This window comes from Promicromonospora iranensis (assembly GCF_028994775.1).
GTDB lineage: Bacteria > Actinomycetota > Actinomycetes > Actinomycetales > Cellulomonadaceae > Promicromonospora > Promicromonospora iranensis_A.
On sequence record NZ_JAJQMN010000020.1, the window covers coordinates 23,323 to 46,479 of the forward strand.

General features: G+C 71.6%; 29 protein-coding genes, 1 tRNA gene and 1 other RNA gene. 11 read left to right on the plus strand and 20 right to left on the minus strand.

Annotation, left to right across the window (positions count from 1 at the left end):
* The first annotated feature begins 3 nt into the window (after positions 1–3).
* Together recR and LUU90_RS24940 are read left to right on the plus strand one after the other, a co-directional pair.
* Positions 4–609, plus strand: a complete 606-nt coding sequence (gene recR, locus LUU90_RS24935; protein ID WP_275006877.1) for a recombination mediator RecR — start codon at positions 4–6, stop codon at positions 607–609.
* Between the two features lie 11 nt (positions 610–620).
* Positions 621–1,190, plus strand: coding sequence for a DUF5063 domain-containing protein (locus tag LUU90_RS24940; protein ID WP_275006879.1), 570 nt, complete (start codon positions 621–623; stop codon positions 1,188–1,190).
* An 11-nt stretch (positions 1,191–1,201) separates the two neighbouring features.
* Here the strand turns inward: LUU90_RS24940 and LUU90_RS24945 are convergent, their stop codons facing one another.
* The 4 genes from LUU90_RS24945 to LUU90_RS24960 form a co-directional block, all read right to left on the minus strand.
* Positions 1,202–2,362 carry an ABC transporter permease gene (locus LUU90_RS24945; RefSeq protein ID WP_275006881.1) on the minus strand — a complete coding sequence of 387 codons (1,161 nt, stop codon included), beginning with the start codon at positions 2,360–2,362 and terminating at the stop codon, positions 1,202–1,204.
* Positions 2,359–3,279 (minus strand): ABC transporter ATP-binding protein, encoded by a 921-nt coding sequence (locus LUU90_RS24950; protein WP_275006883.1) that lies wholly within the window; start codon positions 3,277–3,279, stop codon positions 2,359–2,361. The genes LUU90_RS24945 and LUU90_RS24950 overlap by 4 nt, the downstream gene beginning before the upstream one ends.
* A 60-nt stretch (positions 3,280–3,339) precedes the next feature.
* On the minus strand, positions 3,340–4,800 hold the full coding sequence (locus LUU90_RS24955) for a serine hydrolase domain-containing protein (protein WP_275006884.1): 1,461 nt from the start codon (positions 4,798–4,800) through the stop codon (positions 3,340–3,342).
* A gap of 79 nt (positions 4,801–4,879) precedes the next feature.
* Complete coding sequence (locus LUU90_RS24960; protein ID WP_275006886.1) at positions 4,880–5,011, minus strand: hypothetical protein; 132 nt, start codon at positions 5,009–5,011, stop codon at positions 4,880–4,882.
* Between the two features lie 15 nt (positions 5,012–5,026).
* Between LUU90_RS24960 and add the strand changes: the two genes are divergently transcribed.
* The gene (gene add / locus LUU90_RS24965) at positions 5,027–5,992 is read left to right on the plus strand and encodes an adenosine deaminase (protein WP_275006888.1); all 966 of its coding nucleotides are present in this window, start codon (positions 5,027–5,029) and stop codon (positions 5,990–5,992) included.
* Positions 5,993–6,007: 15 nt separating this feature from the next.
* Here add and LUU90_RS24970 read toward each other — a convergent pair whose 3' ends face one another.
* Both LUU90_RS24970 and LUU90_RS24975 read right to left on the minus strand, forming a co-directional pair.
* Complete coding sequence (locus tag LUU90_RS24970) at positions 6,008–6,457, minus strand: GNAT family N-acetyltransferase (protein WP_275006891.1); 450 nt, start codon at positions 6,455–6,457, stop codon at positions 6,008–6,010.
* Between the two features lie 39 nt (positions 6,458–6,496).
* Positions 6,497–6,997 (minus strand): MarR family transcriptional regulator, encoded by a 501-nt coding sequence (locus LUU90_RS24975; RefSeq protein WP_275006892.1) that lies wholly within the window; start codon positions 6,995–6,997, stop codon positions 6,497–6,499.
* 68 nt (positions 6,998–7,065) lie between these two features.
* Between LUU90_RS24975 and LUU90_RS24980 the strand changes: the two genes are divergently transcribed.
* A complete protein-coding gene (locus LUU90_RS24980) occupies positions 7,066–7,620 on the plus strand; it encodes a hypothetical protein (RefSeq protein ID WP_275006894.1) in 555 nt (184 codons plus the stop codon).
* A gap of 193 nt (positions 7,621–7,813) precedes the next feature.
* On the opposite strand, the gene LUU90_RS24985 is transcribed toward LUU90_RS24980, so the two are convergent.
* Together LUU90_RS24985 and LUU90_RS24990 are read right to left on the minus strand one after the other, a co-directional pair.
* Positions 7,814–8,206 carry a VOC family protein gene (locus LUU90_RS24985; RefSeq protein WP_275006896.1) on the minus strand — a complete coding sequence of 131 codons (393 nt, stop codon included), beginning with the start codon at positions 8,204–8,206 and terminating at the stop codon, positions 7,814–7,816.
* Entirely contained in the window at positions 8,203–8,736 is a 534-nt protein-coding gene (locus tag LUU90_RS24990; protein ID WP_275006898.1) for a MarR family winged helix-turn-helix transcriptional regulator, read from the minus strand. Before LUU90_RS24990 ends, LUU90_RS24985 begins: the two co-directional genes overlap by 4 nt.
* A gap of 77 nt (positions 8,737–8,813) precedes the next feature.
* Here LUU90_RS24990 and LUU90_RS24995 point away from each other — a divergent pair, with 77 nt between their 5' ends.
* Positions 8,814–8,990, plus strand: coding sequence for a hypothetical protein (locus LUU90_RS24995; protein WP_275006899.1), 177 nt, complete (start codon positions 8,814–8,816; stop codon positions 8,988–8,990).
* A 52-nt stretch (positions 8,991–9,042) separates the two neighbouring features.
* Here LUU90_RS24995 and LUU90_RS25000 read toward each other — a convergent pair whose 3' ends face one another.
* Positions 9,043–9,468, minus strand: coding sequence for an NUDIX hydrolase (locus LUU90_RS25000; RefSeq protein ID WP_275006900.1), 426 nt, complete (start codon positions 9,466–9,468; stop codon positions 9,043–9,045).
* Complete coding sequence (locus LUU90_RS25005; RefSeq protein WP_275006902.1) at positions 9,465–12,200, minus strand: DNA polymerase III subunit gamma and tau; 2,736 nt, start codon at positions 12,198–12,200, stop codon at positions 9,465–9,467. Before LUU90_RS25005 ends, LUU90_RS25000 begins: the two co-directional genes overlap by 4 nt.
* Positions 12,201–12,334: 134 nt before the next feature.
* Here LUU90_RS25005 and LUU90_RS25010 point away from each other — a divergent pair, with 134 nt between their 5' ends.
* The 3 genes from LUU90_RS25010 to LUU90_RS25020 are packed head-to-tail and all read left to right on the plus strand — an operon-like array spanning position 12,335 to position 14,444.
* Complete coding sequence (locus LUU90_RS25010; RefSeq protein WP_275006904.1) at positions 12,335–12,901, plus strand: TetR/AcrR family transcriptional regulator; 567 nt, start codon at positions 12,335–12,337, stop codon at positions 12,899–12,901.
* Positions 12,898–13,653 carry an ABC transporter ATP-binding protein gene (locus LUU90_RS25015; RefSeq protein ID WP_275006906.1) on the plus strand — a complete coding sequence of 252 codons (756 nt, stop codon included), beginning with the start codon at positions 12,898–12,900 and terminating at the stop codon, positions 13,651–13,653. Before LUU90_RS25010 ends, LUU90_RS25015 begins: the two co-directional genes overlap by 4 nt.
* Positions 13,650–14,444 (plus strand): ABC transporter permease, encoded by a 795-nt coding sequence (locus LUU90_RS25020; protein WP_275006907.1) that lies wholly within the window; start codon positions 13,650–13,652, stop codon positions 14,442–14,444. Before LUU90_RS25015 ends, LUU90_RS25020 begins: the two co-directional genes overlap by 4 nt.
* 14 nt (positions 14,445–14,458) lie before the next feature.
* Here the strand turns inward: LUU90_RS25020 and LUU90_RS25025 are convergent, their stop codons facing one another.
* From LUU90_RS25025 to ffs, 4 genes are all read right to left on the minus strand, one after another.
* Positions 14,459–15,115, minus strand: coding sequence for a methionine ABC transporter permease (locus LUU90_RS25025; RefSeq protein WP_275006909.1), 657 nt, complete (start codon positions 15,113–15,115; stop codon positions 14,459–14,461).
* A complete protein-coding gene (locus tag LUU90_RS25030; protein WP_275006910.1) occupies positions 15,112–16,326 on the minus strand; it encodes a methionine ABC transporter ATP-binding protein in 1,215 nt (404 codons plus the stop codon). The genes LUU90_RS25025 and LUU90_RS25030 overlap by 4 nt, the downstream gene beginning before the upstream one ends.
* Positions 16,326–17,210: a MetQ/NlpA family ABC transporter substrate-binding protein gene (locus LUU90_RS25035; RefSeq protein ID WP_275006911.1), complete on the minus strand. Its 885-nt coding sequence runs from the start codon at positions 17,208–17,210 to the stop codon at positions 16,326–16,328. The genes LUU90_RS25030 and LUU90_RS25035 overlap by 1 nt, the downstream gene beginning before the upstream one ends.
* A gap of 376 nt (positions 17,211–17,586) precedes the next feature.
* Positions 17,587–17,683, minus strand: an RNA gene (gene ffs, locus LUU90_RS25040) — signal recognition particle sRNA small type.
* Between the two features lie 172 nt (positions 17,684–17,855).
* On the opposite strand from ffs, the gene LUU90_RS25045 reads away from it, so the two are divergent.
* Positions 17,856–17,940: transfer RNA gene (locus tag LUU90_RS25045), tRNA-Ser, on the plus strand.
* A gap of 94 nt (positions 17,941–18,034) precedes the next feature.
* Here LUU90_RS25045 and LUU90_RS25050 read toward each other — a convergent pair.
* Both LUU90_RS25050 and LUU90_RS25055 read right to left on the minus strand, forming a co-directional pair.
* Positions 18,035–18,406 (minus strand): DUF6221 family protein, encoded by a 372-nt coding sequence (locus LUU90_RS25050; protein ID WP_275006913.1) that lies wholly within the window; start codon positions 18,404–18,406, stop codon positions 18,035–18,037.
* A gap of 63 nt (positions 18,407–18,469) precedes the next feature.
* Positions 18,470–18,982: a MarR family winged helix-turn-helix transcriptional regulator gene (locus LUU90_RS25055; protein ID WP_275006915.1), complete on the minus strand. Its 513-nt coding sequence runs from the start codon at positions 18,980–18,982 to the stop codon at positions 18,470–18,472.
* Positions 18,983–19,112: 130 nt separating this feature from the next.
* On the opposite strand from LUU90_RS25055, the gene LUU90_RS25060 reads away from it, so the two are divergent.
* A complete protein-coding gene (locus tag LUU90_RS25060; protein ID WP_275006917.1) occupies positions 19,113–19,556 on the plus strand; it encodes a DoxX family protein in 444 nt (147 codons plus the stop codon).
* 99 nt (positions 19,557–19,655) lie between these two features.
* Positions 19,656–20,600: an endonuclease/exonuclease/phosphatase family protein gene (locus LUU90_RS25065; protein WP_275006919.1), complete on the plus strand. Its 945-nt coding sequence runs from the start codon at positions 19,656–19,658 to the stop codon at positions 20,598–20,600.
* 89 nt (positions 20,601–20,689) lie between these two features.
* Here LUU90_RS25065 and LUU90_RS25070 read toward each other — a convergent pair whose 3' ends face one another.
* The 4 genes from LUU90_RS25070 to LUU90_RS25085 form a co-directional block, all read right to left on the minus strand.
* Positions 20,690–21,439 (minus strand): YcnI family protein, encoded by a 750-nt coding sequence (locus LUU90_RS25070; RefSeq protein WP_275006920.1) that lies wholly within the window; start codon positions 21,437–21,439, stop codon positions 20,690–20,692.
* 67 nt (positions 21,440–21,506) lie between these two features.
* Positions 21,507–22,145 (minus strand): hypothetical protein, encoded by a 639-nt coding sequence (locus LUU90_RS25075; RefSeq protein WP_275006922.1) that lies wholly within the window; start codon positions 22,143–22,145, stop codon positions 21,507–21,509.
* A gap of 19 nt (positions 22,146–22,164) precedes the next feature.
* Positions 22,165–22,836 carry a LytR C-terminal domain-containing protein gene (locus LUU90_RS25080; protein ID WP_275006924.1) on the minus strand — a complete coding sequence of 224 codons (672 nt, stop codon included), beginning with the start codon at positions 22,834–22,836 and terminating at the stop codon, positions 22,165–22,167.
* 19 nt (positions 22,837–22,855) lie between these two features.
* Complete coding sequence (locus LUU90_RS25085) at positions 22,856–23,152, minus strand: type II toxin-antitoxin system VapB family antitoxin (RefSeq protein WP_108493446.1); 297 nt, start codon at positions 23,150–23,152, stop codon at positions 22,856–22,858.
* Between the last annotated feature and the right edge of the window lie 5 nt (positions 23,153–23,157).

Sequence of the window (23,157 nt, forward strand, 5' to 3'; positions counted from 1 at the left end):
CTTGTGTACGAAGGCGCGGTCCAAGACCTGATCGACGAGCTCGGCCGGCTTCCCGGCGTCGGGCCCAAGAGCGCGCAACGCATCGCGTTCCACCTGCTCGCGACCGACGACCAGGAGGTCAAGCGGCTGGTCGACGCACTCACCGAGGTGAAGCTCCGCGTCCAGTTCTGCGCGCTCTGCGGCAACGTGGCTGAAGCCGAGCGCTGCCGGGTCTGCCTCGATCCACGGCGCAGCGACGACGTGATCTGCGTCGTCGAGGAGCCCAAGGACGTGGTCGCCATCGAGCGCACACGCGAGTTCCGCGGTCGCTATCACGTGCTCGGCGGCGCCATCAACCCGATCGAGAACGTCGGCCCCGACGACCTGCGCATCAGCGAGCTCCTGGCCCGGCTCGCGGACGGGACGGTGCAGGAGGTCATCCTCGCCACCGACCCGAACGTCGAGGGAGAGGCCACGGCGACCTATCTTTCCCGACTGATGGCCCACATGGGTATCACTGTCTCGCGGCTGGCCTCGGGTCTCCCCGTGGGTGGAGACTTGGAGTACGCGGACGAGGTGACGCTCGGTCGCGCGTTCGAAGGCCGCCGTGTCATCGGCAACGACAAGTAGGTGGGACCACGATGAGTGAGATAACCCCCGGGTCGGACCTCAGCGAGGTCGCAGACCAGGTGTCCGCACAGGCACGGACGTTTCTGTCGACGGTGACCCAGGTGGCGTCCGGCGGCATGCCGGGGGCGGAGCTCTCGTTGCTGGTGCTCGCGTCGTCCGACCTGCTGGCCGCCGGGGCGCGGCTCGCGGCGATCGTGGACGTGGTGCCCAAGGAGCGGTACGAGCCCGACGCCGGGCCCGACACCGACCTCGACCCGCTCCGTGAGGCCCTGTCCAAGATGTTCGACGGGTTCGACGACTACACCGAGGTGGTCGACCCGGTGCTGGGCGAGGAGACCGGTTCGGCGTCACTGTCCGGCGACCTCGCGTGTGTCGCCGAGGCGCTGGCCAAGGGCCTGCAGCACTTCGACAGCGGCCATGAGCTCGAGGCGCTGTGGTGGTGGCAGTTCTCCTACTTCTCGCTCTGGGGGGAGCGCGCGGCGTCCGCCCTGCGCGTGCTGCAGGGCCTGCTGGCGCACGTGCGCCTCGACGTGGAGGACGACGTCGCCGCCGAGGCGGAGTACGACGCCCTCCACTCCTGAGGTCGGGCAGTTCAGGCGACCCGGGTGCCCTGCGGCAGCTCCGTCGTGGGAATCCGCAGGCGGTTCACCGCAACGACGACACCGCCCGCACCGAGCAGCAGGTCGAACCCGAGGCCCCACGGCCACACGAGCTGGTCGGTGACCTGGACCGGCTCCACCGGGGAGTCCGGCCGGACCTCTCGACCGTTCTCGTACACGAAGTCGCTGCACCAGTCCTGCGGTCCCGTGTCGCCGGTCCGCGCGTACCGGACCCCGTACTGCAGCATCGCGAGCATGTTGGCGTTGTTGGCCAGCTCCTGGACGTCGCCCTGGAGGGGCTGCGCATCGGCGACCACCACGAACGGGTTCGGGGCCAGCAGCCACCAGGTGCGCTCGCTGTGCCACACGGGCATCTCGTGCGTCCGCCACTCGCACTCAGGTGCAGTGGTCTCCTCCCAGTCGTAGCCGGCCTCGATGTCCCACACCTCGACCTCCTCCGTGGTGCTGGTGACAGGTACCAGCAGGCCGAACAGGATCGGCAGCGCCACGGTGACCGCCCCGATGGTCAGGTAGGTCAGCACCGCCGACCCGGACGTCTTGCTCACCAGGGCCGAGAAGCCCAGCCCGATGGCGCAGACGACGCCCAGCACCAGCGCCAGCATGAGCACCGTGGTGAGCAGCGCGAACCAGTGCACGCCGCCGCCGACCAGCGCCCAGGCGAGGAACGGGATGCTCGCGACGAGGAACGCGAGTGCCGCTATCCAGGCGGCGGCGAGCTTGCCGAGCACGATCTCGGCGGGTGACAGCAGGGTGACCTGCAGCGTCGCGAGCGTGCCGGCGTTCCGGTCGCCGTTGATCGCACCCGACGACAAGGTCGGCGCCACCAGCAGGCCCAGGAACAGCACGAACCCGACGACGATGCTGTAGACCGTCCCGCCGAACGGCTCTCCGCCGCCCAGGCCCGAGTCGTCCGAGAGGATCTGGAACGCCCCGGTGGTCAGCAGGGTGATCAGGCCGACCACCACGAACCAGACGATCAGCGCGGTCTTCCATCGTGTCGAGCGCACCCGCTGGCGCAGCTCGAGCTCCGTCACGGTGCGCAGACCGTGCCAGGACAGGGACCAGGTGCCGCGCCCGCGGGCTGCTCCGCCGTCGGCCGGTGCGGACCCGACGACCTCCACGTCAACGCTCATCGTCGCTCCTCCTCGAGGGCCAGGTAGGCCTGTTCCAGCACGCCGCCCGCGGGGGCGAGGCTCGATACCGCGACGCCGCCCTCGACCGCCGACCGCAGCAGCGCAGCGGCCTCCGCGTCCCCGGTCAGCTTGACGAGCAGCCCGGGCCCGTCGGCCTCCTGGTGATAGGCGGGACCGTTCTCGTCCAGCCAGACCGCCAGTGCCGCGGGGTCCAGGCCGGTCACACGCCACTCTCGCGGGCGGTCGGCGTCGGCGACGGACCGGGTGTCGACGGTGCGGCCGCCCGAGATGAACACCGCGTCGTCGGCCATCTCGTCGAGCTCGGTGAGCACGTGCGAGGAGACCAGGATCGTCTTGCCCTCGGCCGCGAGGTGACGGAGGAGCACGCGCAGGTCCACCCGGGAGCGCGGGTCCAGGCCTGAGGCGGGCTCGTCGAGGAGCAGGACGTCGGGGTCGTGCACGAGGGCGCGGGCCAGGCCGAGCCGCTGCTTCTGGCCCCGGGACAGGACGTGCGCGGGCTGGTCGGCCAGCTCCAACAGGTGCACCAGCTCCAGCAGCTCGCTCGCGCGGTCCCGGCCGGCGGCGGCGTCGAGCCGGTACGCCGCCGCGACGGTGGTCAGCACCTCCCGTGCCGTGAGGGAGTCCCACGTGCCGAAGACGTCGGGCATCCACCCGGTCCGCGAGCGCGCCACATAGCTCTCGGTGACCGGGTCCGCGCCGGCGATGCGGATACTGCCCGCGTCCGGCGTCAGGAGGCCGGCGAGCATGAGGAGGAGGGTCGTCTTGCCGGACCCGTTCGGACCGATGAGCGCGGTGACGCGACCGGGTGCGGCGACCAGGTCGACGTCGGCCACCGCGTGTACCGGACCGAACGAACGCCGCACGCCCTGCGCGCGGATACCACCGTCTGGGGTCATGCCGGGGACACTAGCGTGACTGGTGCCCCGGGGCCGTCAGCCCCGGGGATGAACCTGCTGTCAGATCCGACGCGCCGTGCCCCGCACGTCCAGCACGCCGCGCTCGCCGAAGGCCACGTTCTGGTCGATCCGCACGGCCACGTCCTCACCGGTGAACCGCAGCTCCAGGCGCAGCTCGAACGGGGTGCCGAGAAACACGATCCGGCCGTGCAGCGTCAGCTCGTCGGTCCAGGCCGCCGCGGTCGCGACGTCGGCCGGGTTGCCCTCGAGCGAACAGGTTCCCGGGCTCCACTCCTCGTGGCCGAACCGCACCACGAGGTCCGATCCCTCGACCGTGAAGGCGACCTCGATCCGGCCGTCGGCGTCGCGACCCAGCGTGAGAGCGCTGAAGCCCCGAGGGTTGGGCTCGAGGTCGTAGGTCACGCCCAGGAGCGACTCCTCCACCGGGGACGAGTCCGCACCTGCCGGCGTGCGCAGCTCCAGCTCCAGCTCCAGCTCCAGCGGGGCGGCGTCGTCCGCATCCTCGAGCGCCGGTGCCTCGGCGGCCGTAGGCGTGGCCCAGACGTCGTCGGGCAGGAGGGTGTCCCATACCGCGTCCGGCACCGACGGCAGGTCCGACAGACCCGACGTCGTGACGACCACCAGGTCCTTCTCCGGCCAGACCACGATGTACTGCCCGAACGCGCCGTCGGCGCGGTAGGCGCCGTGGCGGCACTGCCAGAACTGGTAGCCGTAGCCCTGGTTCCAGTCGGGCCAGTCGCTCGGGCCGTTCTCCACCTGCTTCACCGTCGCCGCTGCCACCCACTCGGCCGGGACGAGCTGCTTTCCCTCCCAGACACCGCCCTGCAGGTAGAGCTGACCGAACGCCGCCATCTCCTCCGTCGTGATCGACATCCCGTAACCACCGGTGTCGATGCCGTCCGGGTCCTGCTCCCACTCGGCGTGCGTGATGCCGAGCGGCGCCAGCAGGCGTGGCGTCAGGTAGTCGAGGAGCCGCTCCCCCGTGAGCCGGTGCAGGATCGCCGACAGCAGGTAGGTGGCACCCGTGTTGTACACGAAGCGGGTACCCGGCTCGTGGTCCACGGGCTGCGCCAGGATCGCGCGGGCCCAGCTGGATCCGGGTAGGGAGATCGTGCGGTCGATGCCCTCCATGGTCGAGACGCCGTGTCCCGTCGTCATGGTCAGCAGGTCGCGCACGCGCATGGCGCGCAGATTCTCGCTCGGGTCGGCCGGGGCGTCGTCCGGGAGGAGGTCCAGCACCTTGTCGTCCAGGGTGAGGAGCCCCTCGTGCACCGCTATCCCGACCGCCGTCGACGTGAAGCTCTTGCTCACCGAGAACATGGTGTGCGGCCGGTCGACGGTGTGGGGGTGCCACCATCCCTCCGCGATGACACGTCCGTGCCGTAGCACCATGACGCTGTGCACGGCTCCCAGGCGGTCCAGGCGGTCGACGAGGCGCCGCACGGCAGCGGGGTCGACCCCCTCGGCCGCTGGGGTGGAGCGGGGCAGGATCCGCGACATGCTGGGCACGTCCTTTCGCTCGGCGACGCGACATTGTTCCGCACCGGGCACGACGCCGGAAGCAGGGCCCGGCATACGGTCAGGACCGCACGCCCACCAGCCGCCGGAACGCGTCCTCGGCCAGCGACCACGCTCGCGTGCGAGCGTCGTCCGCTTCTGGCGACCTCGGCTGCGGTGCCCCGGCGGTGTGGCAGTTCTCCACGACGGGCATGCCAGACTCCCTGGCATGCCCCGCGACCTGCGCGCGCTGCCCAAGGCCAACCTCCACCTGCACCTGACGGGCTCGATGCTGCCGTCCACCGCCGCCGAGCTGGCCGCCGGCTACGGTCTCCCGCCGCTTCCCACCGCCGCGATCCAGGCCGGCGTGGTGCACGGCTGGGACGTGTTCCAGGCCCGGTACGACACGGCCCGCGCTGCGGTGCGTTCGACCGACGACATCGCACGCGTGGTCCGTGAGGCTGTGGTGCAGGACGCCGCGGACGGCGTCGGCTGGACCGAGCTGCAGGTGGACCCGACGTCGTACGCCGGATGGCTGGGGTCCCTGGAGGCCGTGGTCGAGGCCTTGCTCGACGCCGCCCGGGGCCTCCCGGTCGGCATGCACCTGGCGGCGAGCTGGGGCGCGGACCCGGACCATGCGGCACGGATCGCCGAGCTCGCCGTGCGGTACGCGCCCGACGGCGTACTGGGCTTCGGCCTCTCGAACGACGAGCGGCGTGGACGTGTACGCGACTTCGTCCCCGTGTTCCGGAAGGTGGCGGACGCCGGGCTGGCGCGGGTGCCGCACGCCGGCTTCTACGAGGGCGCGTGGCACGTGCGCGAATGCGTCGACCTGCTGGGCGCCACACGGATCGGGCACGGGCTGGCAGCACTCCAGGACCCGTCGGTGGTCGCGCTCCTCGCGGAGCGCCAGGTCACGCTCGAGGTCTGCCCGACGTCGTACCCGCCGTTCGGCGTCACATCCGCCCTCGATGCCGTACCACCCCTGCTGGCCGAGGGTGTGCCCGTCGCCCTTGCCACCGACGACCCGCTGCTGTTCGGGGTCGGGATGGTGGGTCAGTACGAGATCCTGCGGCAGGCGTGCTCGGACGCGGATCTCGCCACCATCGCCGCGGCCTCGATCCGGGCGTCGCACGCGCCGGCAGGCCTGCGGCGCCGGCTGCTCGACGGAGTCCAGGACTGGCTGGGCGGATAGGACGGGCAGGCCTCGTCAGAGCAGCAGCTCTCCCACCACCTCGCCGAACAGGTGGTCCCCCGTCTTCCGGAAGCCACAGCGCAGGTAGAACTCCTCGGGCCCGTCCGGGCCCGGGACCCACAGGACGGTGATGCGGTCGAGCCCTCGGCGCCGGGCCTCCTCCGCGACCTGATCGACGGCGAATCTGCCCACCCCGCGCATCCGCGCCTCGCGTGCCACGTTGAGGCGCCAGATACCGGCCCGGAACTCCGGGATCTCCTCGTCCGGGTTCCAGTTCGCCATCACGAAGCCGACCACCTCGTCGCCGTCGAGAACCACCCTGGGCCACGCGGTGGGATTGACGTAGGCCTCGGCGACAGACCACGCGACGGGGGCAACCGGCTCCTCGTCGGCTGCCTGCGGGGGCAGGCGGAGCGCCCCGAAGAGGTTGTCCGGGGTGAGCTCTGCCAGGTGCAAGTTGACCATGATCCAGACTCCCACGCGCCACTGACACTGCCGCGGCGGCTACGTTCTCGCCGAGCGCGGACCAGCCGCCGCTCCGACCCTCGCCGCCTGCTCACGCATCGTCGCGGTCGTCAGCGTCACCCAGCGCGCGACCACCGCCAGCTCGTCGGCCGAGAACTGCTCGGTGACCAGGGTCATGGCCTCCTGCATCTCCGCCACAGCCTCCTTCACCTGCGGTGATGCGGGCGCGGTCGCTTCGATCACGAGCCGTCGCCGGTCCGTCTCATGCCGCGTACGCCGGGCGTAGCCGGCGTCCTCCAACCGGTCGACGAGCCCGGTGACGGCGCCCGCCGTGAGCCCGGTCAGGTCGGCGAGCTCCCGTGCGGACATCGGCCCGTCGCGGCGGATCACGCCGAGCGCCTTGTGGTCCGCCGCCGAGAGCCCGGTCAGGGCGCCCAGAGCCTCGTGGAACATCACGATCGCGTCGCTCAGGCCGGCCCCGAGGCGGGCTCCGGAGTCGGCCTCGGCGTCCTGCAGCTCGGAGCGCTCGGGTGTTGACATCTCTCCATTGTGCACCCCACCATATGATTTAGTTTGCTGAACCATTTAGTCGACCAAAGGGAGACGTCATGACCGCACAGGTGATGACCGCACTATCGCGGCCCTGGACCGAGGCGGTCGAGATCCTCGGGGAGACGTGGCGCTTCTTCGCGCGGAACTATCCGGTGGTCTTCGCCTTCGGCGCCCTGGCCTCGATCCAGCGCTTCCTGGCAGTGAGCGGTACCGCGGAGTGGGCAGGCAGCGTTGGTGGCGAGGTGTTCACGGCAGTCGCTCGCCTCGCGTTCATCGCCTGGGTGGTGCGGGCACTACTGCGCGACCGGCGCGCGGGAGGACCAGGCGCCGGAGCCCGTTGGTCGGCCTGGATCTCGCGACATGCGGGCGCACTGCTGATCAGCACCGGCTTCCTGCTCGTCTTCCTGCTCGCCTTCAAGGTGGTCCCGGACTCGCTGGCCGGACGCGTGGGCGGCATCGACGAGGCCACCTGGATGTCCTGGGAGCTCGCGATCAAGAACGTCACGGTCATCCCGTTCACGATGGTGTGGATGACTGTCCTGCTCGCGGTGCGACCACTCAGCCCCGAATCCGCTCCCGAGCCTCCATCAGAGCGAACCCCAGCAGGTTGAGCCCGCGCCCGGCCGCCGGGTTCTCCGCGTCCCCGTGCTTCGCGCCCATCCCGATCCGGCGACCTTGGCGAGCATCGGGTTTGGCGCGTCGATGGCGGCACGCTCGGCCTTCGGGGTCTCCGAACAGCCGCGCCTTGACGTCGCGAGGCGTGTGACGGAGTGCGCCGGCAGCCCCTGACACGTCACCGCACGATCAGTCCGCGACGACCTCGACCTCGTAGCCGTCCTCGTTCTCCAGATAGGCGGCGTAGTGGTCCGCCCCGCCGGCGTGCGGATGTTTGCCGGGGAACAGCAGCGCCCAGCCGTGAGCAGGCGCCGCCTCGACGAGCCGATCCACCTCGTCACGCGTGCCGCCGTGGAACGCGAGGTGGTTGAGCCCGGGGGCGAGGCGGTCGTGGACGTCCGCGGCGAGCGCCGGGCTCTGCTCGACGACGACATAGGTGCCGTCGAGGATCCAGCTCACCCCGGCGCTCCAGCGCTGGTGCTCGACGTAGCCGAGGCTGGTGAGGAGCCAGCCCCACGACCGCTCCGCCCGACCGAGCGACGGGACCCACAGCTCGACGTGGTGCAGGCGTCCGCGACTCATGAGGCGGCCGCCGCGATGACCCGGGTGAGGCTGCGGTGCAGCACCGTGAGCTCCTCGGCGGACATGCCCAGGCGCGCCATGATGGCCGGCGGCACGAGGAGCGCCTGCTCGCGCAGCGCGCGCCCCTCTTCCGTGAGCTCGACGGCGAGGGCTCGCTCGTCGCGGGGGTCGCGGCGCCGCGTGACATAGCCGATCGCCTCGAGCCTCTTGAGCAGGGGCGACAGGGTGCCCGGGTCGAGCTGCAGCAGCCCGCTGAGCTGCTTGACCGAGAGCGGCGACCGTTCCCACAGGGCGAGCATGACCAGGTACTGCGGGTGGGTGATGCCCATCGGCTCGAGCAGCGGCCGGTACAGCGCGATGACGCTGCGCGAGGCGACGGCGAGCGCGAAGCACACCTGGCGATCGAGGGCCAGGAGGTCGTCGGGGGCGGTCGGGCCCCCGTCGGCAGGTTCTACCTCCGGGACGTCGGGGCCGGAAGACTCCTTCAGGTCGGACGGCGACGCGGCACCCGTGCGTGACATGGCATTCATGCGGCTCCTCTCGGACATTGACCAGCGTAACAGTTTGTGTGCAAACTGTTTGTACACAAACTAAGTGGAGGAACGGCATGCGCGACAGCGATGGTCTGACCCTGGGATACCGCTTCAAGTGGCGGCTCAACTGGCTGCTGCTGCACGTGGCCGGTCCCGCCGAGCAGGCTGACGACACCGATCCCCGACGTCGGATGGAGCGCGAGCGAGCCGCGCGCGTGGCGCGGTACCGGGCGGAGCAGGGCGAGCGCTGAGGCGTTCAGCGCCGGCTCGTCGCCTTGGCCGGTATCCGGCGCCGCGGCGGGCTCAATGTCCGGCAGCGACCAGCAGGTCCCGCGACAACGGCGCGAGCGGATAGCTCGCGACCGGGTCGGCCGGATCGATCCACACCAGCTCCTCGAGCTCGGCCCGGACCGCGACCTCGGTCCCAGGCCGCAGGCGCACCCGATAGGCGTGCGCGTCGACGATGTGGTCGGGCTCGTTGGCGGCCGGGGCACCGAACCGGCCGAGGCTCTCGATGTCAGCCGGTTCGAGTCGCACCCCGACCTCCTCCTCGAACTCCCGCACCAAGGCCGCCAAAGGCTCTTCACCCGGCTCGATCTTGCCGCCCACCTGCATGAACGCGTGTGTACCCCGCTTGCGGACGAGCAGATGCCGCCCGTCGGAGCGCTCTACGACGGCCGCGACGATGCGAAGCGTCGTGATCGGGCCGATGGCGCCGTCCTCACTCACGGCTGCTCCACGATCTCGTCGATCACCGTTCCGCCCAGCACCTGCACCACGAGCGGCACTCCGACCATGCCCGCCGAGGTGATGTCCGGGTCGTCGGCAGACGGCTCGTCGTAGAAGTCTGGCTCGACGGCCGGGGCCGCGGTCCGGGAAGAGCTCGGACCTGTGTCCACTGCGGTACCCCGACGCGGTTCAGCAGCAGCACTCGCCGCTCGCGCCCGGCGTTCGTTGGCCTGCCGCAGCGCCTCGCGCGCACCGCCCGCCCCCGACATCGGGGCACGTGCGGGCGCCGGGGCCTGGTCCTCGTAGACCGGCTCGGGCTCCGGCATGTCGTAGTCGGCGGGAGGTTCGGTCGCGCTGGCGCCCGAGAGCCACGCTTCATCCGCCGCACTCGCCGCCGACGGCGGGCGGGCGGCAGGCCGAGCAGGCTCCGGACGACCGTGCTCGGGACCAGTGGGCTCGGGCCTGGAGGGCTCGGGGCGCTCGGCGACCGCGACACTCCCCTGGGCCGACACCGGGGCCAGCGCCGCCGACGTTCCGGAGACACCGCCGCCTGCCGCACCCGGCGCAGCGGCGCCGGCAGCGGCCACCGCATCGGCGGAGGCCGACGGCGCGGACACAGCGGCTACCCGCCCACCGGGCGGCGGTACGTCGGGCCAGTCGGGCGCCGGCGCGGCCGCAGGCGCCGGGGTCTCGCGACGTGGCTCGCCCGACACCGGACCCGCGCCGCCGCCCGAAGGACCACCACCTGACGAGGCCCCACCTGACGAGGCCCCACCCGACGGTCCCCCGCCGGAGGTTCCGCCGCCGGTCGGCTCACCGCCACCGGACGGCCCCTCGTCGAGTGTCGCCTCGACCCGGACCCGGATGCCGAGCGTCTGGTAGACCGCCTCCTCCACAGCACTGGTGTGCCGTGCGTTCGAGAACGTGCGCGCCAGGCCCGGGGCAGCGAAGCCCAGCTTCAGCGTGTTGCCCTCCAGGGCAACGACCTGTGCGTTCGGTCCTACCAGCGACCACGTCACGCGCGCCGCGGCGAGCGAACCAAGCACCTCGGGCCAGCGCCGTCGGACCGTCTCCGTCGTGACGCCCGGCTCCGCACCCTGGGGCGCGGGGGCCGTGGAAGCCGGCACGGACGCGGGCGCAGCCGCCACGGACGCGTCGGCCGGCTCCCGTACGGGCCGTGCGGAAGTCTCCGGCGCCGGAGCCTCCGGTGCCGGGGACTCCTGGGCTGGAGACTCCTGGGCCGCGGGCTCCGGTGCCGGCGTCGCCGTTGCGGCCGGGTCCACCGACTCGGCCTCTGCGGGTGCGGCGGGCCCAGAAGCGCCATCTTCTGCCGGCACCGGCTCCGCCGCGGCGGCAGGCGTCGCGGAAGCGCTCCTCGGCTCGGGCTGAGCGGGTTCCGGCGCAGCAGGCCGACCTGGCTCGCCCCGCTTCTTGCGTGCATCGAGCACGGCACGTGCGGCGGCGGCACCGGCGAGCCCGCCCGTCGTCGGCTCCGGAGCCGGCGCACCGTCCGGTGCCGCGTCGCGGCCCGGCGCGGGCGCGGCCGGCGCCCCGGAAGCCGGGATGCCGCCACGTTCCAGGCGGTCGATGCGCGCCGCGAGACCAGCTGTGCCATCGTCTGCCCCGGGCAGGAGCAGGCGAGCGCACAGCAGCTCCAGATGCAGGCGCGGCGACGTGGCGCCCGTCATCTCGGTGAGGGCCGCGTTCACGAGGTCCGCGGCCCGGGAGAGCTCCGCCACCCCCAGCCGTCCCGCCTGGGTCCGCATGCGCTCGAGCTGATCGGTGGGTATGCCGCGCAGCACGGCGCTGGCCGCGTCACCGGAGACGCCGATGACGATGAGGTCACGCAGGCGCTCCAGCACGTCCTCGACGAACCGGCGCGGCTCGTGCCCCGTCGCGATGATCTGGTCGACGACCCGGAAGATCGAGCCCCCGTCGCGTGCGGCGAGCGCGTCCACGACGTCGTCCAGCAGCGTCGCGTGCGTGAAGCCGAGCAGGCCGACCGCGAGGTCGTAGTCGACGACGCCACCCGTGGCACCGGCGATGAGCTGGTCCATCACGGACAGGGAGTCGCGCACCGAACCGCCGCCCGCACGCGTGACCAGCGGGAGCACTCCGCCACCTACCTCGACTCCCTCGGCACCGCAGAGCTGCTCGAGGTACGGGGACAGCACGTCGGGCGGCACGAGCCGGAAGGGGTAGTGGTGCGTGCGCGACCGGATGGTGCCGATCACCTTGTCCGGCTCCGTGGTCGCGAAGATGAACTTGATGTGGGGCGGCGGCTCCTCGACGATCTTCAGCAGCGCGTTGAAGCCCTGCGGCGTCACCATGTGCGCCTCGTCGAGGATGAAGATCTTGTACCGGTCGCGAGCCGGGGCGAACGTGGCCCGTTCGCGCAGGTCACGCGCGTCGTCCACACCGTTGTGCGACGCCGCGTCGATCTCCACCACGTCGAGCGAGCCGGAGCCGCCGCGTGCCAGCTCGACGCACGAGGGGCACTCGCCGCACGGGGTGTCGATCGGCGACTCGGGTGTGTTCTTCGCGCAGTTCAGCGTGCGAGCGAGGATGCGTGCCGACGTCGTCTTCCCGCAGCCTCGTGGACCGCTGAAGAGATAGGCGTGGTTGACCCTCCCGCTGCGCAGGGCCTGCATGAGGGGGCCCGTGACGTGGTCCTGGCCGATCACCTCGGCGAACGTCTCGGGCCTGTAGCGGCGGTATAGGGCGGTGCTCACCCCCGCAACGATAGACGGCCTCACCGACACTCGGAGGACAGCCGTCCACAGGTTCGGATTCGACCGAGACGTCACCCGGCCGGAACGGGCACGATGCCTTGCCACCACCGGATGTTAGCGACTAACATTTCATGGTGGTCACCACCCGCACCCTCCGTACCCGAGCCCGCATCCTCGATGCCGCGCTCGACCTCTTCGAGCACCAGGGCTATGACGCCACCACGGTGAACCAGATCGCCGTGGCGGCGGGCATCACGCCCATGACGTTCTTCCGGCACTTCCCGACGAAGGATGCCGTGCTCGTCACGGACCCGTACGACCCGCTCATCGCGGACGCCGTCGGCGCCCAACCGGCAGATCTCCCGCCCCTGGAACGCACCCGCCTGGGCCTGCTCGCCGCGCTCGGCGACATCACCCCGACCGAGGACACGACGGCCAGGCGCCGGGTGGCCCTGGTCGCGCAGTCCCCCTCGCTCCGCGCGGCCGTCTCGGTAGGCACCGACGCCACCCAGCAGGCGATCGCGGACCGGCTCGTGGCAGACGGTGCCGATCCCCTCGACGCCGCCATCGCCGCCGCCGCCTGTCTCGCCGCGACCACCACGGCCCTCCTGGCCTGGGGCTCGGCGCCCAGCGGCGTCACCCTCACCGACCTCGTCCGCCGCGCCCTCGCGCAGCTCGCCCCGGCAGGAGCCACACCATGACGGCGCTCCGGCTCGACAACGTCTCGCACACCTTCGGCGGACGGTTGGCACTCGACCGCCTCACACTGACCGTTCGGCCAGGTCAGGTCACCGCCCTGATCGGCCTCAACGGCGCAGGCAAGACGACGGCGCTGCGCGCGCTGGCCGGCCGCCTGCGTCCCACGGACGGCGAGGTGGCGATCCTGGGCCACAACCCCGCTGACCTGCCCTTCGGCGTCGCCGCGCGCTTCGGTCACGTCGTCGACGCACCACTGGTCTATCCCGAGCTGACGGTCACGGAGAACCTGCGCTGCGCCGCCCGGCTGCACGGAAAGTCACGGCACATGGCGATACCTGCGGCGAGCGCCGCCGTCGGCCGGATGGGCCTGGAGCCCTGGCGCCACGCGCGCGCAAGAACGCTCTCGATGGGCAACCGGCAGCGCCTCGGCATCGCCTGCGCGACCCTCCATCAGCCCTCCGCCCTGATCCTCGACGAGCCGACCAGCGCCCTCGACCCGCAGGGCGTCGTCCTCGTGCGCGGTCTGGTCCGCGGCCTTGCCGACGCCGGCGCGGCGGTGCTCGTCTCGAGCCATCACCTCGACGAGGTGTCGCGCATCGCGGACGAGATAGTGGTGCTGCACGCCGGGCGCGACGTCGGGCGCCTTGAACCTGGAGGCTCCGACCTGGAACAGCGGTTCTTCGCCATGGTGCTCGACGCCGACACGCGGGCTGCGGCCGACGCGCACGCCGAGACCCCGGGAGGCCGGTCATGACTGCCCTCGCCCCGCTCGGCGCCGCGTTCTCCGTCGAGGCGCTCAAGCTGCGCCGCTCGGTCGTCGCACGCCTGGCCACCCTGCTGCTCGTCGTGCTGGTGCCGCTCGGCAGCGTGGGCGTGGTGGCGCTGGCCCGGTCGCCGCGGGCCGTGGGGCCGACCGCGGCCAAGCTCGCGGACTACGCCACCGGCGATCTCGCCGCGACCCATCTGCTGGCGTGTGCCCAGATCCTCTCCGTCGCCACGCTGGTCGCGGGCGGGTTCTACGTCGCGTGGTCGTTCGGCCGCGAGCTGGAGAGCGGCACGGCGGGCGCGCTGTTCGGCCTCGCCGTGCCGCGCGGCACGATCGCCCTGGCCAAGTGCCTGGTCGCGCTGGCCTGGATCACCGTGTGCGTCGTGGTGACGGTCGCCGTGACCGTCGTCGCCTCGGCCGTGGTCACGGCGGGGTCGGGCGCGTCCTTCGACGGAGCCTGGGCCGGTGCGCGCACCGCACTCGTCGCCGGGCTCCTCGGCGGCGGCCTGGCCCTGCCGTTCGCCTGGCTCGCGACGGTGACGCGCAGCCAGCTCGGCACCGTGGGCGGGCTCGTCGGCATGGTGGCGCTCACCCAGATCGTGGTCCTGCTCGGGGGCGGGTCGTGGTTCCCCTATGCCGCGCCGTCCCTGTGGACCGGCCTGGGCGGCCCCACGGCAGCGGCCGCCGTCGGCCTCCCCCACCTGCTGCTCGCGGCGGCGGTCGCCCCGGTCGCTACCGCCGCCGTCGTGCAGACCTGGCGGCGCCTCACCAACGTGTGAGGCGCCGCCGCGGATCACCGCCGCAGCGCGCGGCGCGCCAGGATGTTTCCCAGCCACTGCACGGCCTGGACGATCAGCACGATGATCACCACGACGACGGCGGTCACCGCCCAGTCGTACTGCCGGTAGCCCTGGACGATCGCGAAGTCACCGAGGCCACCGGCACCCAGGTAGCCGCCGATCGCGGACATGTCGAGCACACCGACGAACAGGAACGTGTAGCCCAGGATCAGGGGCGCGAGCGCCTCGGGGACCAGCACGGTGCGCACGATCCGGAAGGGTGAGGCGCCCATGGCCCGGGCGGCCTCGACCACTCCGGGGTCGATGGAGACGAGGTTCTGCTCGACGAGCCGCGCGAAGACGAAGGTCGCCATAAAGCACATGGCGAAGGTGAACGCCTCGATGCCGATCGTCGAACCGATGACCGCCCGGGTCAGCGGGCCGAGCGCCACCAGGAAGATGATGAACGGGATGGGCCGCACCACGTTGACGGCCAGGTTCAGCACGGCGAACACGAACCGGTTGCCGAGCAGGTTGCCCGGTCGCGTCAGGTACAGCCCCAGGCCGAGGGCGAGGCCGAGAAAGCCACCCACCAGCAACGTGATCAGCACCATGAACGCCGTCTCGCCGGCGGCCTGCCAGAGCAGTGGTGTCAGCTGGTCCCAGCTCACAGCTCGTTTCCTTCCGTGTATCCGGTGGGCCCGCCGAACAGCCCGCCGCCGAGCCGGGGTCGCCGCGGCGCTCCCAGGTTCGGCCGGCCTGCCGGGTCGGCAGCCGGTTCGTCGAAGGGCACGACGTCGCCCGTGGTCACCTCGTGCGGACGCGCGGCGGTCCCGTGGTCGTCCACCCAGGTGACCGCGCGCAGCGCCACCACTGCGGCTTCCACCGCGGCCGGGTCACCGACGAGCTCGACGGTCAGCGACCCGTACGGCCGCTCCGCGACCTCGGTGATGCCGCCGAAGACGACCGTGCCGTCGACGCCGTGCTCGCGCAGGGTGCGCGTGAGCACCGCCGACGAACCTGCGACCTCGTCCACGCCCACCGTCACGATGTGGCCCGTGTGCCGGGCGCGCAGGCGCTCCAGCACCTCGGGCGACGGCCGGTCGCGCAGCGCGGTGGCGACGAACCGCCGGGTGATGTCGTGGGCCGGCGCGCTGAACACCTGGTACGCCTCACCCACCTCGACGACGCGTCCCCGGTCCATCACCGCGACGCGGTGACAGATCGAGCGCACGACGTCCATCTCGTGCGTGATCACGACGACGGTGACCCCGAGCTCGCGGTTGACACGCTGGAGCAGGTTCAGCACGTCGCGTGTCGTCTCGGGGTCGAGGGCCGACGTCGCCTCGTCCGCGAGCAGGATGCGCGGGTTCGTGGCGAGTGCCCGCGCGATGCCGACGCGCTGCTTCTGCCCGCCCGACAGGGCCGACGGGTGCACGCCCGCCTTCTCCGCCAGGCCGACGAAGTCGAGCAGCTCGGCCACGCGTGCCTCGCGCCGCGAGCGCGACCAGCCCGCCACCTCGAGCGGATAGGCGACGTTCCCGGCGACCGTCCGGGAGGCGAGCAGGTTGAACTGCTGGAACACCATCCCGATCCCGGCCCGCACCGGACGTAGCCGCGCCTCGTTCAGGGCACCGAGCGCGACGCCGTCCACCACGACGTCACCCCCGGTGGTGCGCTCCAGGGCGTTGATCAGCCGGACCAGGGTGGACTTGCCGGCACCCGACTGGCCGATGACGCCGAAGATCTCGCCCTCGCGGATGTCGAGGGTGACCTCGTCGACGGCGCGCACCTCCGCCCCGCGCCCACGGCCGGGGAACACCTTGGAGGCGCCCTCGAACCGCACGATGCTGCCAGCGGCAGCTCCGGTCGCGGCAGGCATCAGGAAGCGTCCGCCTCGATGCCGGCCAGGATCTCCTGCAGCTCCGTGGCCGAGTTGTCCTTGATGACGCCGGTGCCGCCCGACGCCTCGAGCACACCCTCCTCGACCTCCGGGGAGTGGTAGATCTCGACGAGCTGCTGGAACACCTCGTTGTCGGCGTCGTCCGCGCGGGCGACCCAGACGTTGATGTACGGCGCGGCGGCGTCGGAGTCGGGGTTGTCGGAGTAGATGGCGTCCTCGACAGTCAGGTCGGCGTCACCCACGAAGTCGTTGTTGATGATCGAGGCGTCGACGTCCTGCAGCGCGAGCGCCGTCTGGGCGGCGTCGACCGGGGTCACCGTCACCCGCGACTCGTCCTCGAGGATGTCGGCCGGTGTGGAGAACGCGCTGCCGCCGTCGCGCAGGGCGATCAGCCCGGCCTCCTGGAGCACGAGCAGCGCCCGGGCCTGGTTGGTGTCGTCGTTGGGGATGGCGACCTCGCCGCCCTCCGGGATGTCCTCGACGCTGTCGTGCTTCTGGGAGTACAGGCCCAGCGGGTAGACGGCGGTGGCCGCGATCGGCGCCAGCTCCTGACCGGAGGCCGTGTTGTAGCCCGCGAGGAACTGCAGGTGCTGGAACTGGTTGAGGTCGAGGTCACCGTCCGTCAGGCCCTGGTTGGGCAGCTGGTAGTCGCTGAAGTTCACCAGCTCGACGCTGATGCCCTCCTCCTCGGCCAGGTCGGTGAAGGTGTTCCAGTAGTCGTCGCCGGAGTTGACGACGCCGATGCGTACCGGGTCCTCGGCGGTGCCGGCGGCGGCAGTCGCCTCACCGGAGCCGCAGGCGCTCAGGGCGAGGGCGGTAACGGCGGCAAGACCGGTGGCCAGGACAGGGGTGAAGCGAGACATGGGTGGTCCTCTCGGAGGCGCACGGGCGTGGGTATGCCTGTGCTCAGGATGCGTGGGGTCTGCGTCGGGCGCAGGCCGGGGTGTGACGGCGGCGGGCCACGGCCATCAGCAACGTGGCGAGCTCGCGATACCGTGCGGCCCTCAGCGGGCTACGGCGAGGTGCGGCGCTCTCAGCGCACGCACATTCGCCCGCCGCGCACGCGGCCGCTACACATGGCGTCGCGGCAGATGCGCGACGTCGTGGTGGCGGTCCAGGTGCGGGTCATACGGACATCGTGCGGCACTGCACGACGTCGAAGCGAATCGCCTCGGGGTAAATCCCACGATGCGGACGGGAAGCCATCCACATGCTGGATAAGCCGCCAGATTCCGGGCACTGAAGGACCCCCCGCACACCCACCAGAGCTCACTTACCCTTGCTGCCTTCCGGCCCTGGGGGAGTTCGGCGAGGTGATGCCGCACGAGGGGTCTGCCTCAAGCCTAACCGATCCGGGCACCCCGGCCCAACCACGCGGGACGCGCTGTACGCCACCTCACAGCCCCGCTCCACGCTCCGATTCGTTGTCCGAGCACGGCGTCCGGTATCCTCGTCAGGCCGCGCCAGACTTCGGTCCTGTGGCCGCGCGCCGCCTCGGCGAAGCGCGAGGAGGATTCGCCTAGTGGCCTATGGCGCACGCTTGGAAAGCGTGTTGGGTTAACGCCCTCGGGGGTTCGAATCCCCCATCCTCCGCAGTCGGAAGAGGCCCGGAAACGTTGGAATACCAACGGTCCCGGGCCTCTTCTCGTTCACCCGGAGCATGCACCCTCACTGGAACACGACTAGGTCACAACTGCCACTCCGCGCGGTAGTCCGGGTGATCGGCGAACGTCATGGCGTGGGCCAGGACCGCGACCTGGAGTCCAGCGAACAGGTTCCGGGTGACGGTGGCTTCGTCCTCCTGCCCGCTGTCCGACGCCTTGCTCAGAACCCGCCCAAGCTCCTCGTACGTCTCTACGATTGTCCGCTTGGCCGCTATGTCGACGAGGACCCGAGTGGGGCTCCAGCGGTCGATGTGTCGCTGCCGTTGCGGAGGGAACGGGGCGGCCGCCGAGGGCTCGCCATCAACCTCGCCGGGACGTGACGAGGCGCTGTCGGCCATACGCGCGGTCGACTCGTCCTCGTCCAGCCGTGCGCTCAGGAACTCGGTGATGGTCATGCGTCTGATCCTTCCACGAGGACCAGGACCCGAGTCTCCGCCTTGCTTCCAGGTGGACGCGATTCAGGACGACTCCCCCGCCGGCCCGTCGTAGCGCCGGTAGCCCTCCGCCATCGGTCCGGCCGGGGCGACGCTCCCGAGGATGGCGTCGCTGATCGCGGCGAGCTGCGTCACCTGCTCCGGGCTGAGCACGTCGATCACGTGCCGCCGTACCGCCGCCGTGTGGCCGGGCGCGGCGGCGCGCATCTTCGCGCGCCCGCCCTCCGTGAGCCGCGCGTTGGTGGCCCTGCCGTTCTCGGGGCAGGGCGAACGCTCGACGTACCCTCGCTCCTCCAGGCGCGCCACGACGTGCGAGAGCCGCGACGGCGTCGCGTTCGTGGCGCCGGCCAGCTCGGTCATCCGCATGGCCCCGCCAGGCGTCTCGGACAGCACCGCCATGACGAAGTACTCGAAGTGCGTGACGCCGGAGTCACGCCGCAGCTGGCTGTCGAGGACTCCGGGGAGCAGCTCGAGCACCGCGACGAAGCGGACCCATGCCGCCATCTGACTGCGATCGAGCCACGGGGTGTCGTTCACCACGCCAGATTGCCACGGGACGGTTGAAGCTTCAATTCACCCCGTGCTAGCGTGCCGCGACAGTTGAAGCGACAACTTGATTCACCCCCCAGCGCCGCCATCACCAGCAGAACGACACAGGGAGAACCACATGCAGTTCCAGTGGACCAAGGACCTCGCAGTACTCGTCGCCCGCGTAGCCATCGGGGTGGTGCTCGTCGCGCACGGCGCCCAGAAGTTCTTTACCTTCGGGATCCCCGGGACCGTCGACTCCTTCGCCGGCATGGGCATCCCCGTGCCCCAGGCCGCCGCCCTGTTCGCGGCAGTCGTCGAGCTCGTCGGCGGTGTCGCGCTGATCCTCGGCGCGGCGACCACCGTCGCCGGGATCCTGGTCGTGCTGAACATGCTCGGGGCGCTCGTGCTCGTGCACCTCGGCAACGGCGTGTTCGTCGACCAGGGCGGCTTCGAGCTCGTCGCCGCACTCGGCGCCGGCGCCCTCCTCCTCGCGGCCACCGGACCCGGCGCCTGGAGCGTGGACCACCTGGTCGGGCGCGCCGTCACGGCCCGCCGCACGCGGACGACCTCGGCGGCCTGAGCCGGGCAATTCGCGCATCCGTCACATGCCGTTATGGACGTGCTCACCTCTGTCTGGTCGGGTCAACGGGCATCGGTCCCCTGCCCTGGAGGAGAGCACATGTCCACCACCCCCGGCGTCGCCGGAATCTCACGCCGCACCATGCTGACGGCGGCGGGCGCCGTGGGCGCCCTCGGTGCCTCGGCCGCACTGGCCGGCCCGGCCTCCGCCCGGACCTCGGGGGCCGGCCGGCCGGTGATCGGTCGCGCACGAGGCGAGCTGCTGCACGCCATGAGCTTCAACGTCCGCTACGACCGGGTCGGGCAGACCCAGCCCGGCGAGCCGGACTACTGGCCGGAGCGCGCACCGCTCACCACCGAGTTCCTCCGGCTGGAGCAGCCGACGGTCCTGGGTGTCCAGGAGGTCCTGTTCCACCAGCTCGCGGCCATCGAGGAAGGGCTGGGGCGCCACTACAAGATGGTGGGTTTCGGGCGTGACGGGGGTGCGGGCGGCGAGTACTCCGGCATCTTCTACGACGCCCGCCGCCTGACCGTGAAGTGGTGGGACCAGTTCTGGCTGTCCGACACCCCCAAGGTCATCGGCTCCGCCACCTGGGGCAACAGCGTGACCCGGATCGTCACCTGGGCCGAGCTGCACGACAACGTGACGGGCCGGGACTTCCTGCACATCAACTCGCACTTCGACCACCAGGCGGAGAACGCGCGAGTGCGCAGCGCCCAGGTGGTTCGCGACCAGGTTGCCGCGACGGAGCTGCCGGTCGTCTTCACCGCCGACTGCAACGCCACGGCCGAGAGCTCGGCGCCGTACGACGTGCTGGTGACCGACGGCGGTCTCCGGGACACCTGGCTCGACGCCGACCGGCAGCTCACCCCGCACGCGGGCACCTTCCCCAACTACGGGACGCCGAACCCGGACGGCACGCGCATCGACTGGATCCTCACGACGCCCGGCGTCGAGGTCCGTGCGGCGGCGATCAACCCATGGACCCGGGACGGCCGCTACCCGAGCGACCACACCCCGGTCCAGGCGCTGCTGAAGATCTGAGGGCTCGACCGGCACGACCAGCGAGGACGGGCTCGACCACCGCATCACCGGTGGTCGAGCCCGTCCTACGTCATCGAGGCATCAGGCCATCAGGCCCGACGGCGCGTGAACACCGCCGCGCCGATGCCCACGGCGCCCACCACGATGCCGGCCACACCGAGCCAGCGGCCCACCGGGTCGACGGCCGGAGCGTCGCCCGCGGTCGCGGTCTCGCCGGATGCGTCGCCCGAGGCGTCGTCCGATCCGTCCTCCGCTGCCGCAGCCGCGGCACCGTGGTGCCCGCCCTCCGCCTCGGCGGCGGTCGTCGTGAACACGGGTGCGGGGGCCTCCGGCTCCTTGCCGTCGTCGGCGACGAGGTCGTCCCAGTCGACGACGGTGCCGTCGCTGTACGTCTGGTGGGCGGGGAGCACGATCTCGGTGCCCTCCTCGGGCAGCGCCCCGACCCGGACGGCGAACTCCTGGTACTCGTGCGGCGGAACCTCACTGCCCTTCTCCGCCGTCCAGGTGATCCGCGCGGGCGCCTCGTCGACGGTCGCGCCCTCGACCTCGAACGGCTCGTCGAGCGTCTCGACCTCGACCTCCACGTCCCAGCCGGGCAGGGAACGCGGGGTCACGCTGAGGAACGGGGTGTCGGTGGGCAGGTCCACCACCAGCTTCTCCGTCGACGCGGTGTCCGACTCCGTCGGTACGCGGAACGTGAGGCTCGCGTAGCTCTCAGCGGCGGTCGTGTCGGGGTTCACCGTCACGTGGGCGTAGGCCACGGTGGGCAGCAGCACCAGGACGGCGGTTGCGGGGACTGCCGCGAAGGCGCGGCGGGCGGGCATGCTGAAGCGAGTCATGTACTCGGTCCTTCGGTCTGAGGGTTGAGCGGAGGGCGTGCGGCGACGCACCTCCCGCCCGAGTCCGTCAGGCCGCGAGGTACATCACCAGGGCCGACGACGGCGGCCCGCGCTCCGGCGCCACGTGCACGTCCACCGACGTGCCCGGCGCCTCGGGGGCCGCCGGCACCAGGGCCCGCCGGACCACCGGCACCCAAAGCGGCGCCACCGACAGCGGCCGGACCAGCCACGACGCGAGCAGCCAGACCCCGCGCTCGACACCCACGAGCAGCCCGACGGACACCACGGTCGCCAGGGCGTGCCAGACGAGCATCCCCGGACCCATCACGGTGGAGTCGGCCCCGACGCATGCCCCGTGCACGAACGTGCCGCTGAGGGAACCGGCCAGGTGGGCGTGCGCTCCGGCGTCGGGCAGCGCGGACGGCGCGCAGGCGCCGCCCGGGAACGAGCCGCCGAGGAACGAGAAGACGTGGTGCAGGGCGTACTGCCCGAGGCCCGCGAGGGCGAGGCCGCCCGGCCAGCGGATCCGCCGTCGCACGGCGACGGTCGTCACGACCAGCAGCAGCCCGCCGAGCAGGGCGACGATCTCGAGCGGCGGGAGATGGCCGCCCGCCTCGAAGTGCGCGGTCAGCGCGAGGGCGAGCACGACCACGGCCCACAGGAGCGCGCGGCCGAAGCCCACGGCACCTGAGGACGGGTTCAGCACAGCACAGACCCTAGCCCTGTCACTTGGCCGGCTGAACCTCGTCCGACTCGTCTTCCTTGGCCGGCTTGATGCGCTCCTCCGGGGTGATCTCGTCGACGGACACGCAGCCCTCCGCGTTCCGCAGAGGCTGGTCAGCGGCCAGTTCGACGTCTTCCACGTCGAGCGGAGGATCGAAGTTCTCGCCGATGAGCAGGTCGATCACGCTGTCACGCCGGTCGTCCAGAACCATCCGCATCTTGGGGAACTGCGCGGCGAGCGTGTACGCCTGGACGATTCCCTTCTTGCCGAACCGGAGCTCCGACTCCTGGAGCGGCGTCGGCACGTTGCCGGGGGTCCCCACGATGACGAACCCGCGGTCCGCCAGGACGGTCTCGTGCGCGCTGGCCAGGCCCTGCTCGCCGGATGCGTTGAGCAGGCGCACCCGGGTATCGGTGTACGCGGTCGGGAGGGCGCCGTCGGGCTGCCCCTTCACCGGCGGGAGGCATGGCACCGGATAGGTCTTCTGCTCCGAGACCCCGACCGTGGTGAACGGCCTGTTGAACGGAGAGCTGATCGCGCCCGAGTACACCGCGAGCGCGAAGATGCCGCAGACCGCCAGGAACGCGATGAGCACGCCGAAGACCACGGCCTGGCGCTCGTGCTCTCGACGCCGGCGCTCCACGCGCGCCTGGTCGTACCCGGGAGATGTCACTCTTGGAACCTACCTGAGGTCAGCGGATGGTGAGCACGCGAGCGTGCAGGACTGGACGTTGTTGCAGGGCGGCGCGCACCGCGCGGTGCAGGCCGTCCTCGAGGTACAGGGTGCCCTCGTACTCGACGACGTGTGCGAACAGGTCACCATAGAAAGTGGAGTCCTCTGCCAGGAGCGTGTCGAGGTCGAGTGTGCGCTTGGTGGTGACGAGCTCGTCGAGGCGCACCTGGCGCGGGGGCACGTCGACCCAGTCGCGCGTGCGCGAGCGCCCGTGCTCGGGGTACGGGCGGCCGTCTCCTACGGCCTTGAAGATCATCGGTC